The following is a 12,572-nucleotide window of genomic DNA, read 5'->3' as shown; positions in this document are numbered from 1 at the left end:
GACCTTACAACTCTCCCAGCTTCACGTCCGGGGCGTAGAGCCCCGGCACATCCTTCACCACGGCTTGCGCGCAGCGCATCCTGCCCGTCGCCGGGTCATGCGCATAGGCGGGCGAGCCGTACAGTTCCCAGCCCTTGGACAGCGCCTCTGTCACCTTGTGGCAGAAGGCGGCGGTATCCTCTTCGGTCAGCAGACGATAGGCCCGCATCAGGCCGCGCCCGGCACCGGCAGGGGCCAGGCGCCCAGCCAGTTATGCACCCACAGGATCACCAGGTAGAGCAGGATCGAGATCAACCCCAGCTTGATGTCACCCCCCAGGCTGCCGCCGCGCCAGGTCGTGACCGGCTCCTTCGCGTTGATCAGCACCACCTCGGCAATCGCCCAGACCAGCAGACCGCCGAACAGCACGATGGACGCCAGATCGCCGTTCACCAGCAGATGCGCCACCGACCAAGTCATCACGCCGTAAAGCATCGGGTGGCGGAACAATTGCCGCGCCCGGCTTTTCGAGTTGCCGACACCGAAGAACACCACGGCCAGCAGCATCAGCGTGTTGTTCAGATGCACCATGAAACCGGGCGTCTGATAGATGTCGGGGGCGGTATTGCCGCGATAGCCCATCACCATCAGCACCACCGACAGCACCAGCGGCACGGCAAAGAACGCCTTGGAGGCCGCGCCGAAGCGATCGTCCAGCGCGGCACGCGGGCCGGGGAACAGCCGCTTGAACAGATGGGCAAAGCTCCAGAGCAGAACTCCGAGGATAAGCAGGGTCATGAAACGGCCTCCAGTTGCGCGATCGCCGCCGCCTTGGCGAGCGTCTTCCGTGCCGTGACGATATGCAGATTCTCGACGATGCGGCCATCCACAACGGCGATGCCCAGCCCTCGCTTGCGCGCCTCGTCGAAAGCGGCGATCTGGCGGCGCGACAGTTCGATCTCTTCGGAGGTGGGCGCGAAGGTGGCATTGGCGATGGCGATCTGGTCGGGATGGATCAGGCTCTTGCCGTCAAAGCCCAGATCGCGCCCCTGCTCGCATTCCGCCCACAGCCCTTCCTCGTGGCGGAAGGCATTGTAGACCCCGTCGATGGCCACGATCCCATGGGCGCGCGCGGCCAGCAGGCACTGGCTGAGGCTCGCGATCAGCGCCAGCCGGTCCGACCGGGTGCGGCAGCCCAGTTCCTTGGCCAGATCGTTGGTGCCCATCACGAAACCGCCGACGCGGGGATGTGCGGCCAGCGCCGGGGCGTTCAGCACGCCGCGCGGCGTCTCGATCATCGCCCAGAGACCCACCCCCGGAATCGCATCGCCCAGCGCATCCAGTTGCGCCGTGGTCTCGACCTTGGGCAGCAAGATCGCATCGGCACCGACACCGCGCATCGCAGCCACGTCATCGGCGCCCCATTCGCTGTCCAGCCCATTGACGCGTACGATCAGGAAGCGCGCGCCATAGCCGCCCTCGCGCAGCGCCTCGGCCAGCAGGTCGCGGGCGGCGCGCTTTTCCTCGGGGGCGACGGCATCCTCGAGATCGAAGATGATCGCATCGGCCGGCAGCGTCCGGGCCTTTTCCAGCGCACGTGCCTTGGAGGCCGGGATGTAGAGAACGGAACGGAACGGGCGGGCACGCGGGTCCATTGATTCTCCCCTCGGGTCATTTTGTTGCGCCAATCACCATAACGGGGACATATTCCGCAACCCCCATTTCGCCGCGCCGCAGAAAAATCTTGCGCTGCGATGCAGAGCAGCGCGCGCTGCCCTCAGGCTTTGTTGCGCTTTCCCCGGCAGGTTCGGCGCCGACAGCCATCCCGAACGGAGCCTTGCCCATGACCCGCCCCCTTGCGCTTGCCGCCCTGCTTCTTGCCCTGCCCCTGCCGGTTCAGGCCGAAACCGCCCCCCAATGCGCGCCGCGCGATGCGGTCATGGCGGCTCTGGCCGAGCAATATGGCGAGGCACGCCAGGCCCTCGGGCTGGCCGCCAACAACGCGGTGGTCGAGGTCCACGCCAATCCCGAGACCGGCACCTGGACGATCACCGGCACCCTGCCCTCGGGCGTGACCTGCCTGATCGCCAGCGGCGAAGCCTGGCAGAGCGTCAATGAAAGCCTGATCCCCGGCGAAGGCACCTGAGCCCGGCAGAATCAGCACGGCCCGGCCCCCGACCGGGCCGCGCCGCCCGCATACCGCCCGACCACGGCGCCCCCCGGCCAATCGCCTGCCCCGCCCGCAACGCCTTGGCGCAGAACCCTTTCCCCCGTTCCCCCCTGTCCCCGCCCGGTGCGCCGCGCCGCGGCGGTCTTGCGCGCTGGCCGCCAAAGGCTTACCCATCGCGCCGAAACCAACAGACGGGGAACAGACTTATGGCCAGACCCAAGATCGCATTGATCGGCGCGGGGCAGATCGGGGGCACGCTCGCCCATCTCGCCGCGATCAAGGAACTGGGCGACGTCGTGCTTTTCGACATCGCCGAGGGGGTGCCGCAGGGCAAGGCGCTGGACATCGCCGAATCCGGCCCGTCCGAGCGGTTCGATGCACGGCTCAAGGGCACCAATGATTACGCCGACATCGCGGGCGCCGATGTCTGCATCGTCACCGCGGGCGTGCCGCGCAAACCGGGGATGAGCCGCGACGACCTGTTGGGCATCAACCTCAAGGTGATGAAATCCGTGGGCGAGGGCATCCGCGACCACGCCCCCGACGCCTTCGTGATCTGCATCACCAACCCGCTGGATGCGATGGTCTGGGCGCTGCGCGAATTCTCGGGCCTGCCGCATGAGAAGGTCGTGGGCATGGCCGGCGTGCTGGACAGCGCGCGCTTCCGCCATTTCCTGAGCCTGGAATTCGACGTCTCGATGAAGGATGTCACCGCCTTCGTTCTGGGCGGCCATGGCGACACGATGGTACCGCTTGTGCGCTATTCCACCGTCGGCGGCGTGCCGCTGCCCGATCTGGTGGACATGGGCTGGACCACGAAAGAGAAGCTGGACGCCATCGTGCAGCGCACCCGCGACGGCGGCGCCGAGATCGTCGGCCTGCTCAAGACCGGCTCGGCCTATTACGCGCCGGCCACCAGTGCCATCGAGATGGCCGAGGCCTATCTGAAGGACCAGAAGCGCCTGCTGCCCTGCGCGGCCTGGGTGTCGGGGGCCTATGGGCTCAAGGGGATGTATGTCGGCGTGCCCACCATCATCGGCGCGGGCGGCATCGAGCGGATCGTCGAGATCAAGCTCGACCGCGCCGAGCAGGAGATGTTCGACAATTCGGTTGCCGCGGTGCGCGGGCTGGTCGAGGCCTGCCAGGGAATCGACCCCACGCTGGCCTGACGGCCGGACGAAAAACAGTTTGTGATCACACTTTTCCAAGGTGTGATCACAAACACCGAAAACTTCGCGAAATCCCGCCGCCCCCGACCGAAAACCGTTTCGCGACGACCCGTTCCATGCTTAGAGGCGACAAAACGCATCAGCATGGGACAGCGTGATGAACATCCACGAATACCAGGCCAAGGCCCTTCTGCGCAGCTATGGCGTACCGGTGTCGAAAGGCCATGTGGTCACCCGCGCCGAAGAGGCCAAGACCATCGCGGGCGAACTTGACGGCCCGCTCTGGGTGGTCAAGGCGCAGATCCACGCCGGCGGCCGCGGCAAGGGCCGCTTCATCGAGTCCGAGGCGGGCGAGAAGGGCGGCGTGCGTCTGGCCCGCTCGGTCGGCGAGGCCGCCGAGGAAGCGCGCAAGATGCTGGGCCGCACGCTTGTCACCCACCAGACCGGCCCGGTCGGCAAGCAGGTCGGCCGCGTCTATTTCGAGGACGGCTCGGAAATCGCGCGCGAGCTTTACCTTGCGCTGCTGGTCGACCGGCAGTCGAGCCGCATCGCCGTTGTCTGCTCGACCGAGGGCGGCATGGACATCGAGGAAGTGGCGGCAAAGACGCCCGAGCGCATCCTGTCCTTCACCATCGACCCCGTGACCGGCTACCAGCCCTGGCACGGCCGCCGCGTCGCCTTTTCCCTCGGGCTCGAAGGCAAGCAGATCAAGCAATGCTCGACCCTTCTGGGCCAGCTTTACAAGCTGTTCCTCGACAAGGATTGCGAGATGATCGAGATCAACCCGCTGATCGTCAGCGACGAGGGCGATCTGAAATGCCTCGACGCCAAGATGGGCTTCGACTCGAACGCGCTGTACCGCCATGACGACATCCTCGCCCTGCGCGACGAGACCGAGGAAGACCCCAAGGAACTTGCCGCCTCCAAGCACGACCTGAACTACATCGCGCTCGATGGCGAGATCGGCTGCATGGTCAACGGCGCGGGCCTGGCCATGGCGACCATGGACATCATCAAGCTTTACGGTGCGGAACCGGCCAACTTCCTCGACGTGGGCGGCGGCGCCACCCGCGAGAAGGTGACCGAAGCGTTCAAGATCATCACCTCGGACCCGAACGTGAAGGGGATCCTGGTGAACATCTTCGGCGGCATCATGCGCTGCGACGTGATCGCCGAAGGCGTGGTCGAAGCCGTCCGCGAGGTCGGCCTGAAAGTGCCGCTGGTGGTCCGCCTCGAAGGCACCAATGTCGAGAAGGGCAAGGACATCCTCAACACCTCCGGCCTCGACGTGATCGCGGCGGACGACCTGTCGGATGCGGCGGAAAAGATTGTCAAAGCGGTGAAGGGGTAAGGCGAATGGCCGTTCTCGTTGACGAAAACACCAAGGTGATCTGCCAGGGCTTCACCGGATCGCAGGGCACCTTCCACTCCGAACAGGCCATCGCCTACGGAACCCGCATGGTCGGCGGCGTGACGCCGGGCAAAGGGGGCCAGAAGCATCTCGACCTGCCGGTCTTCGATTCCTGCCACGAGGCGGTGGCCAAGACCGGTGCAAATGCCACGGTGATCTATGTGCCCCCGCCCTTTGCCGCGGATTCGATCCTGGAGGCCATCGACGCGAAGATTCCGCTGATCGTCTGCATCACCGAAGGCATCCCGGTGCTCGACATGATGACGGTCAAGCGCGCGCTGGCGGGCTCGGACTCGATCCTGATCGGGCCGAACTGCCCCGGCGTCATCACCCCCGGCGCCTGCAAGATCGGCATCATGCCCGGCCATATCCACCGCCGCGGCAAGGTGGGCGTGGTCTCCCGCTCGGGCACGCTGACCTACGAGGCGGTCAAGCAGACCACCGATGTCGGGCTCGGCCAATCCACCTGCGTCGGCATCGGCGGCGACCCGATCAAGGGGACCGAGCATATCGACGTGCTGGAATGGTTCCTGGCCGATGACGAGACCGAGGCGATCATCATGATCGGCGAGATCGGCGGCTCGGCCGAGGAGGAAGCCGCCCAGTTCCTGCGGGACGAAGCCAAGAAGGGCCGCAGGAAACCCGTCGCGGGCTTCATCGCGGGCCGCACCGCGCCTCCGGGCAGGCGGATGGGCCATGCGGGTGCCATCGTCGCGGGCGGCAAGGGCGGCGCCGAGGACAAGATCGACGCGATGAAAGCCGCTGGTGTCGTCGTGGCCGACAGCCCCGCCCGCCTGGGCGAGGCGGTGCTGGCCGCGATGAAGGCATGAGCTGAAGACCTGCGTCCGGCCGCGGGGCGGGAACCCCCAGGCCGGACAGCGCACGACCCCCGAGGGAGGATCCCATGACCGAGCAGAGCCCCAATTCCACCTTCCACGCCTCGTCCTTCCTGCAAGGGCACAATGCCGAGTATGTGGAACAGCTTTACGCCCGCTACGCCAATGACCCCGACAATGTCGACGAGCAATGGCGCCGCTTCTTCGCCGATCTCGGCGATGACGAGGTTTCGGTCAAGCGCGAGGCGGCAGGGCCAAGCTGGGCGCGCCGCGACTGGCCGCCCGCGCCCAATGACGACCTGACGGCGGCGCTGGATGGCCAATGGCCCGGCCTGCCCCCGGTCAGCGAGGCCCGCGCCGCCGAGGTGAAGATCCGCGAGAAGGCCGAGGCACAGGGCGTCAAGGTCACCGATGACGAGGTGAAACGCGCGGTGCTCGACTCGATCCGCGCGCTGATGCTGATCCGCGCCTACCGCATCCGCGGCCATCTGGTTGCCGATCTTGATCCGCTGGGGCTGCGCAACGACACCCCCCATCCCGAGCTTGACCCCGGTTCCTACGGCTTTACCGATGCCGACATGGACCGGCCGGTGTTCATCGACAACGTGCTGGGGCTTCAGGTCGCCTCGATCCGCGAGATCCTGGCCATCGTGCAGCGCACCTATTGCGGCACCTTCGCGCTGCAATACATGCATATTTCCGACCCCGAGCAATCCGCCTGGCTGAAGGAACGGATCGAGGGGTACGGCAAGGAAATCAAGTTCACCCGCGAAGGCCGCCGCGCGATCCTGAACAAGCTGGTCGAGGCCGAGGGCTTCGAGAAGTTCCTGCATGTCAAGTACATGGGCACCAAGCGGTTCGGCCTTGACGGCGGCGAGGCGCTGATCCCGGCGATGGAACAGATCATCAAGCGCGGCGGTGCGCTGGGGGTCAAGGAAATCGCCATCGGCATGCCGCACCGGGGGCGGCTCAGCGTGCTGGCCAATGTGATGGGCAAGCCCTATCGCGCGATCTTTCACGAATTCCAGGGCGGCAGCTTCAAACCCGAGGATGTCGACGGTTCGGGCGATGTGAAATACCACCTCGGCGCCAGCTCGGACCGCGAATTCGACGGCAATATCGTCCACCTGTCGCTGACCGCCAATCCCAGCCACCTGGAGGCGGTGAACCCCGTGGTGCTGGGCAAGACGCGCGCCAAGCAGGAACAGGCGGGTGACCGCGAGCGCAAGACCGTGCTGCCGCTGCTGCTGCATGGCGATGCGGCCTTTGCCGGTCAGGGCGTCGTGGCCGAATGTTTCGGCATGTCGGGGCTGGTGGGCCACCGCACCGGCGGGACGATCCATATCGTGGTGAACAACCAGATCGGCTTCACCACCGCGCCGCATTTCAGCCGCTCCTCGCCCTATCCCACCGATATCGCGCTGATGGTCGAGGCGCCGATCTTCCACGTCAATGGCGACGATCCCGAGGCGGTGGTCCATGCCGCCAAGGTGGCCACCGAATTCCGCCAGAAATTCAGCAAGGACGTGGTCATCGACATGTTCTGCTATCGCCGCTTCGGCCATAACGAGGGGGATGAACCGATGTTCACCAATCCCCTGATGTATCAGAAGATCAAGAAGCACAAATCGACGCTGCAACTCTATACCGAACGTCTGGTCGCCGACGGGCTGATCCCCGAAGGCGAGATCGAGGACATGAAGGCCGCGTTCCAGTCGCATCTGAACGAGGAATTCGACGCCGGCAGGGACTACAAGCCGAACAAGGCAGACTGGCTGGATGGCCGCTGGTCGCATATCAAGCGCGGCGGCGGCGACGAATACCAGCGCGGCGAAACCGCGATCTCGGAAGAGACGATGCAGGAAATCGGCCAGGCGCTGACGCTGGTGCCGCAGGGCTTCGACCTGCACAAGACGGTGGGTCGGCTGCTTGACGCAAAGCGCGAAATGTTCAATTCTGGCAAGGGCTTTGACTGGGCCACGGCCGAGGCGCTGGCCTTCGGCAGCCTGCTGACCGAAGGTTACCCCGTGCGTCTGGCAGGCCAGGATTCGATCCGCGGCACGTTCTCGCAACGCCATTCCGCGCTGATCGACCAGAACACCGAGGAACGGTATTTCCCGCTGAACCATATCCGCAAGGGCCAGGCGAAATACGACGTCATCGACTCGATGCTGTCGGAATATGCGGTTCTGGGCTTCGAATACGGCTATTCGCTGGCCGAACCCAATGCGCTGGTGATGTGGGAGGCGCAATTCGGCGATTTCGCCAATGGCGCGCAGATCATGTTCGACCAGTTCATCAGTTCCGGCGAACGCAAATGGCTGCGCATGTCGGGCCTTGTCGTCCTGCTGCCCCACGGGTTTGAGGGGCAGGGCCCGGAACACAGTTCCGCCCGTCTGGAACGCTTCCTGCAACTCTCGGCCGAGGATAACTGGATCGTCGCCAATTGCTCGACGCCCGCCAATTACTTCCACATCCTGCGCCGGCAGCTTCACCGCAGCTTCCGCAAGCCGCTGATCCTGATGACGCCGAAATCGCTGTTGCGCCATCGGCTTGCAGTGTCCGAAGCCAGCGAATTCCTGACCGGATCTTCCTTCCACCGCGTGCTCTGGGACGACGCCGAACATGGCAATGCGCAGGTCAAGCTGAAACCCGATTCCGAAATCCGCCGCGTCGTGATCTGCTCGGGAAAGGTCTATTATGACCTGCTGGAAGAACGCGACGCCCGCGGACTGGACGATGTCTATCTCCTGCGGCTCGAACAGTTCTATCCCTTCCCCGCGCTCAGCCTGGTCAAGGAACTGGAACGCTTCCACGACGCCGAAATCGTCTGGTGCCAGGAAGAGCCCAAGAACCAGGGCGCCTGGACCTTCATCGAGCCCAATCTCGAATGGGTGCTGACGCGCATCGACGCGAAGCACCACCGCCCGCGCTATGCGGGCCGCCCCGCCGCCGCCTCGCCCGCCACCGGGCTCGCCAGCCAGCACAAGGCCCAGCAAGCCGCGCTCGTCAACGACGCGCTCACCATCGAAGGGTGATCCCATGTCCACAGAAGTCCGTGTGCCCACCCTGGGCGAAAGCGTCACCGAAGCCACCGTCGCCACCTGGTTCAAGAAACCCGGCGATGCCGTCGCCGCTGACGAGATGCTGTGCGAACTGGAAACCGACAAGGTAACGGTCGAGGTGCCCGCGCCCACCGCCGGAACGCTCGGCGAGATCGTGGCGCCGGAGGGCGAGACCGTCTCGGTCGATGCCCTTCTCGCCACCATCGTCGAGGCCGCTGCCAAGGCCGCCCGCAGCCCCGCCGCTGCCTCCGCCCCCGCGCCCGCCGCGCAGGAAATCGCCGTCATGGTCCCCACGCTCGGCGAAAGCGTGGCCGAGGCGACCGTCTCGACCTGGTTCAAGGCCCCGGGCGACCATGTCGAGCGGGACGAGATCCTGTGCGAACTGGAAACCGACAAGGTCTCGGTCGAGGTGCCGGCGCCTGCCGCCGGAACCCTGGGCGCGATCCTCGCCGCCGAAGGCGCCACCGTTGCCGCGGGCGCCCGACTGGCCACCCTGATCGCGGGCGAAGGCGCCGCCGCATCCCCCGCGCCCAAACCCGCCCCCGAACCCGCCGAAGCGCCCGCCCCGACCACCGGCAAGGATATCGAACACGCCCCCTCGGCGAAGAAACTGATGGCCGAAAAGGGCCTCTCCCCCGATGCCGTGACCGGCTCCGGCCGCGACGGCCGCATCATGAAAGAGGATGTCATGCGCGCCGCCGAGGCCCCGAAACCCGCCCCCAGACCCGCCGAACCGCCCAGACCCGCCCCCGACGCCGCCCGCGCCCCCATCCCCGCCGAGGATGCCGCGCGCGAGGAACGGGTGCGCATGACCCGCCTGCGCCAGACCATCGCGCGCCGGCTCAAGGACGCGCAGAACAGCGCGGCGATGCTGACCACCTATAACGAGATCGACATGTCCGGCGTCATGGCGCTGCGCAAGGAATACAAGGATCTGTTCGAAAAGAAGCACGGCGTCAAACTCGGCTTCATGTCCTTCTTCACCAAGGCCTGCTGCCACGCGCTCGCCGAAGTGCCCGAGGTCAATGCCGAGATCGACGGCACCGACATCGTCTACAAGCAATTCGTCCATATGGGCATCGCCGTCGGCACGCCCTCGGGCCTCGTCGTGCCGGTGCTGCGCAATGCCCACGCCATGGGCTTCGCCGAGATCGAGAAACGCATCGCCGAACTCGGCATCCGCGCCCGCGACGGCAAGCTGTCCATGGCCGAGATGCAGGGCGGCACCTTCACCATCTCGAATGGCGGCGTCTACGGCTCGCTGATGTCCTCGCCCATCCTCAACCCGCCGCAATCGGGCATCCTGGGGATGCACAAGATCCAGGACCGCCCCGTGGTCGTCGCCGGCCAGATCGTCATCCGCCCGATGATGTACCTCGCGCTCAGCTACGACCACCGCATCGTCGACGGCAAGGGGGCGGTGACCTTCCTCGTCCGCGTGAAGGAGGCTCTGGAGGATCCGAGAAGGCTGTTGATGGATTTGTGATGGAAGAAATTACAGAGGAAAAAGTCCGAGCGGAATGGTACCGCGCGTCTATTCAGGTTGTGCGTGAAATAGGTATTTTTGCGCTCAAAGCGCTAATTACTTTGAATAGTGGCGCCTTCGTTGTTCTTCTAACCTTCCTGGGTAATGCCACAGCGCAGACAGCATTCTCCGTTCCCTTGAGTGCAATCAAGTTTTCCATGCTTTGCTTTCTTGCGGGCATAATATCTGCGTTCGCGGATATCGCGGTTGCTTACTTGGTTGCTTTGACTGCAAATCCCTACACTGGGAAATCCGCTCTTGCCGACTGGTTCGTTGTGCCAGCTTACGTTGGTCTAGCAACCATTTCTCTGGCAGCGTTTTCATTTGGGGTTTGGACAGTCCTGGACGGCGTTCAAGCAAGATGACCGTTAAGCCGAGCGCCTTTGTTAACTTGTCTCACCCCGCCCCGGACCTGATCCGGGGCCTCGCCCGCACCCCGAACCAGGAGGTCCCGGGTCAAGCCCGGGACGCGACGGAATGACCCCCGAACTCACCGCCCTCGCCCTCGCCATCCTGCTCCAGGCGGTCCAGCTTGTCCTGCTGGCCATCCCCGCCAATATGGAACTGGGCGCCAACTACACCGCGGGCACGCGCGACACGCCGCCCGAACGGCCGCTCTCGCCGCGCACCGCGCGGCTACAACGCGCGCTGAACAACCATTTCGAGGCGCTGATCCTCTTCACCGCCGCCACCGCGCTGGTCACCCTCTCGGGCCAGTCCTCGCTCTTCACCGCCATCTGCGCCTTCACCTATCTCGGCGCCCGCATCCTCTATGTCCCGGCCTATGTCCGCGGCTGGGTGCCCGGCCGGTCGATCCTCTGGGCCGTGGGGTTCTTCGCCACGCTCCTGATGACGCTCGCAGCCCTGCTGTGATCTTCTTCTGGCCGGAAATATCCTCGGGGGGGGCCGCGGCAGCGCCGCGGCGGGGTGCAGACAGCCCCCCTGCCCCGGCCCGAAAAGCTCATGTGGATCTCATATGGGCATCATACGGAATTCATATCGCCAGATCCGGCAAAGGAGAGCCCAATGGCAAGCTATGACGTGATCATCATCGGCGCCGGCCCCGGCGGCTATGTCTGCGCCATCCGCTGCGCCCAACTGGGCCTGAAAACCGCCTGCGTCGAGGGCCGCGAGACGCTGGGCGGCACCTGCCTGAATGTCGGCTGCATCCCCTCCAAGGCGCTGCTGCATGCCTCCCACCAACTCCATGAATCGCAACATAATTTCGAGAAGATGGGGCTCAAGGGCGCCCCCCCCAAGGTCGACTGGCAACAGATGCTCGCCTACAAGGACGAGGTCATCGCCCAGAACACCAAGGGCATCGAATTCCTGTTCAAGAAGAACAAGGTGGACTGGATCAAGGGCTGGGCCACGATCCCCGAGCCCGGGCTGGTCACCGTCGGCGACGAGACCCACAAGGCGAAAAACATCGTGATCGCAACAGGTTCCGAACCCGCCACCATTCCCGGAGTCGAGATCGACGAGAAGCTGATCGTCTCCTCGACCGGCGCGCTCAGCTTGCCGAAGATCCCGAAGAAACTGGTCGTGATCGGCGCAGGCGTGATCGGGCTGGAACTGGGCTCCGTCTATGCCCGTCTCGGCGCGCAGGTGACGGTGCTGGAATATCTCGACCAGATCACCCCCGGGCTCGACAGCGAAATCGCCCGCAGCTTCCGGTCCCTGCTCAAGAAACAGGGGCTCGAGATCATCACCGGCGCTGCCGTCCAGTCTGCCGAGGCGCTCAGGACCAAGGCCAGGGTCACCTACCGGCTGCGCAAGGATGACAGCGAACATCAGGTGGATGCCGATACCGTTCTGGTGGCCACGGGGCGCAAACCCTTCACCCAGGGTCTGGGCCTTGATGCGCTGGGCGTGGCGCTGACCCAACACGGCCAGATCGCCACTGATCCGCACTATCGCACATCGGTCCCCGGCCTTTACGCCATCGGCGACGCGATCGAGGGCCCCATGCTCGCCCACAAGGCCGAGGACGAGGGAATGGCGGTGGCCGAGATCCTTGCGGGCCAAAAAGGCCATGTGAATTACGCGGTCATCCCCGGCGTGATCTATACCGCGCCCGAAGTGGCGGCGGTCGGCGCGACCGAGGACAGCCTGAAGGAATCAGGCCGGGCCTACAAGGTCGGCAAGTTCTCGTTCATGGGCAATGGCCGGGCCAAGGCGATGTTCGCCGCGGATGGCTTTGTCAAGATCCTCGCCGATGCCCAGACCGACCGCATCCTCGGCGCCCATATCCTGGGCCCAAATGCGGGCGAGCTGATCCACGAGATCTGCGTCGCGATGGAATTCGGCGCCTCTGCCGAAGACCTCGCCCGCACCTGCCACGCCCATCCGACCTGTTCCGAGGCGGTGCGCGAGGCGGCGCTGGCCTGCGGCGACGGGGCGATCCACAGCTAGCC

Annotated in this window: 13 protein-coding genes; 9 read left to right on the top strand and 4 right to left on the bottom strand. The window is 65.2% G+C overall.

The window, feature by feature from the left end; all coding sequences use genetic code 11:
• Positions 1–4: 4 nt before the first annotated feature.
• Genes GH815_RS01335 through GH815_RS01320 form a run of 4 tightly spaced genes read right to left on the bottom strand, consistent with a single transcriptional unit; the run spans position 5 to position 1,824 of the window.
• Positions 5–208, bottom strand: coding sequence for a DUF1737 domain-containing protein (locus tag GH815_RS01335; RefSeq protein WP_153746924.1), 204 nt, complete (start codon positions 206–208; stop codon positions 5–7).
• Positions 208–777 carry an NnrU family protein gene (locus GH815_RS01330; protein ID WP_153746923.1) on the bottom strand — a complete coding sequence of 190 codons (570 nt, stop codon included), beginning with the start codon at positions 775–777 and terminating at the stop codon, positions 208–210. The genes GH815_RS01335 and GH815_RS01330 overlap by 1 nt, the downstream gene beginning before the upstream one ends.
• The gene (locus GH815_RS01325; RefSeq protein WP_153746922.1) at positions 774–1,634 is read right to left on the bottom strand and encodes an HpcH/HpaI aldolase/citrate lyase family protein; all 861 of its coding nucleotides are present in this window, start codon (positions 1,632–1,634) and stop codon (positions 774–776) included. The genes GH815_RS01330 and GH815_RS01325 overlap by 4 nt, the downstream gene beginning before the upstream one ends.
• A gap of 16 nt (positions 1,635–1,650) precedes the next feature.
• Positions 1,651–1,824 (bottom strand): hypothetical protein, encoded by a 174-nt coding sequence (locus GH815_RS01320; RefSeq protein ID WP_153746921.1) that lies wholly within the window; start codon positions 1,822–1,824, stop codon positions 1,651–1,653.
• Between GH815_RS01320 and GH815_RS01315 the strand changes: the two genes are divergently transcribed.
• The 9 genes from GH815_RS01315 to lpdA all read left to right on the top strand — a co-directional run bounded on the left by GH815_RS01315 (position 1,823) and on the right by lpdA (position 12,570).
• Positions 1,823–2,125 (top strand): hypothetical protein, encoded by a 303-nt coding sequence (locus GH815_RS01315; protein WP_153746920.1) that lies wholly within the window; start codon positions 1,823–1,825, stop codon positions 2,123–2,125. The genes GH815_RS01320 and GH815_RS01315 overlap by 2 nt on opposite strands.
• Before the next feature lie 230 nt (positions 2,126–2,355).
• A complete protein-coding gene (mdh, locus tag GH815_RS01310) occupies positions 2,356–3,318 on the top strand; it encodes a malate dehydrogenase (protein WP_153746919.1) in 963 nt (320 codons plus the stop codon).
• Positions 3,319–3,475: 157 nt separating this feature from the next.
• Positions 3,476–4,669, top strand: coding sequence for an ADP-forming succinate--CoA ligase subunit beta (gene sucC, locus GH815_RS01305; RefSeq protein ID WP_153746918.1), 1,194 nt, complete (start codon positions 3,476–3,478; stop codon positions 4,667–4,669).
• A gap of 5 nt (positions 4,670–4,674) precedes the next feature.
• On the top strand, positions 4,675–5,559 hold the full coding sequence (gene sucD, locus GH815_RS01300) for a succinate--CoA ligase subunit alpha (RefSeq protein WP_153746917.1): 885 nt from the start codon (positions 4,675–4,677) through the stop codon (positions 5,557–5,559).
• 74 nt (positions 5,560–5,633) lie between these two features.
• Positions 5,634–8,603, top strand: a complete 2,970-nt coding sequence (locus GH815_RS01295; protein ID WP_153746916.1) for a 2-oxoglutarate dehydrogenase E1 component — start codon at positions 5,634–5,636, stop codon at positions 8,601–8,603.
• A 4-nt stretch (positions 8,604–8,607) separates the two neighbouring features.
• The gene (gene odhB, locus GH815_RS01290) at positions 8,608–10,116 is read left to right on the top strand and encodes a 2-oxoglutarate dehydrogenase complex dihydrolipoyllysine-residue succinyltransferase (protein WP_153746915.1); all 1,509 of its coding nucleotides are present in this window, start codon (positions 8,608–8,610) and stop codon (positions 10,114–10,116) included.
• Entirely contained in the window at positions 10,116–10,520 is a 405-nt protein-coding gene (locus tag GH815_RS01285) for a hypothetical protein (RefSeq protein WP_153746914.1), read from the top strand. The genes odhB and GH815_RS01285 overlap by 1 nt, the downstream gene beginning before the upstream one ends.
• Positions 10,521–10,632: 112 nt before the next feature.
• Positions 10,633–11,028, top strand: coding sequence for an MAPEG family protein (locus tag GH815_RS01280; protein WP_153746913.1), 396 nt, complete (start codon positions 10,633–10,635; stop codon positions 11,026–11,028).
• A 153-nt stretch (positions 11,029–11,181) separates the two neighbouring features.
• Positions 11,182–12,570, top strand: a complete 1,389-nt coding sequence (gene lpdA / locus GH815_RS01275) for a dihydrolipoyl dehydrogenase (RefSeq protein ID WP_153746912.1) — start codon at positions 11,182–11,184, stop codon at positions 12,568–12,570.
• The last annotated feature ends 2 nt before the right edge of the window (positions 12,571–12,572 follow it).

This window comes from Rhodovulum strictum (assembly GCF_009649175.1).
Classification (GTDB): Bacteria; Pseudomonadota; Alphaproteobacteria; order Rhodobacterales; family Rhodobacteraceae; genus Rhodovulum; species Rhodovulum strictum.
The sequence above is the reverse complement of the archived record's forward strand: the minus strand, read 5'-3'. Positions and strand labels throughout refer to the sequence as shown.

Excerpts from the sequence above, each read along its gene's own strand:
- GH815_RS01335 (WP_153746924.1), bottom strand. The coding sequence starts at position 208 with ATGCGGGCCTATCGTCTGCTGACCGAAGAGGATACCGCCGCCTTCTGC.
- GH815_RS01330 (WP_153746923.1), bottom strand. The coding sequence starts at position 777 with ATGACCCTGCTTATCCTCGGAGTTCTGCTCTGGAGCTTTGCCCATCTG.
- GH815_RS01325 (WP_153746922.1), bottom strand. The coding sequence starts at position 1,634 with ATGGACCCGCGTGCCCGCCCGTTCCGTTCCGTTCTCTACATCCCGGCC.
- GH815_RS01315 (WP_153746920.1), top strand. The coding sequence starts at position 1,823 with ATGACCCGCCCCCTTGCGCTTGCCGCCCTGCTTCTTGCCCTGCCCCTG.
- GH815_RS01320 (WP_153746921.1), bottom strand. The coding sequence starts at position 1,824 with ATGGGCAAGGCTCCGTTCGGGATGGCTGTCGGCGCCGAACCTGCCGGG.
- mdh (WP_153746919.1), top strand. The coding sequence starts at position 2,356 with ATGGCCAGACCCAAGATCGCATTGATCGGCGCGGGGCAGATCGGGGGC.
- sucC (WP_153746918.1), top strand. The coding sequence starts at position 3,476 with ATGAACATCCACGAATACCAGGCCAAGGCCCTTCTGCGCAGCTATGGC.
- sucD (WP_153746917.1), top strand. The coding sequence starts at position 4,675 with ATGGCCGTTCTCGTTGACGAAAACACCAAGGTGATCTGCCAGGGCTTC.
- GH815_RS01295 (WP_153746916.1), top strand. The coding sequence starts at position 5,634 with ATGACCGAGCAGAGCCCCAATTCCACCTTCCACGCCTCGTCCTTCCTG.
- odhB (WP_153746915.1), top strand. The coding sequence starts at position 8,608 with ATGTCCACAGAAGTCCGTGTGCCCACCCTGGGCGAAAGCGTCACCGAA.
- GH815_RS01285 (WP_153746914.1), top strand. The coding sequence starts at position 10,116 with ATGGAAGAAATTACAGAGGAAAAAGTCCGAGCGGAATGGTACCGCGCG.
- GH815_RS01280 (WP_153746913.1), top strand. The coding sequence starts at position 10,633 with ATGACCCCCGAACTCACCGCCCTCGCCCTCGCCATCCTGCTCCAGGCG.
- lpdA (WP_153746912.1), top strand. The coding sequence starts at position 11,182 with ATGGCAAGCTATGACGTGATCATCATCGGCGCCGGCCCCGGCGGCTAT.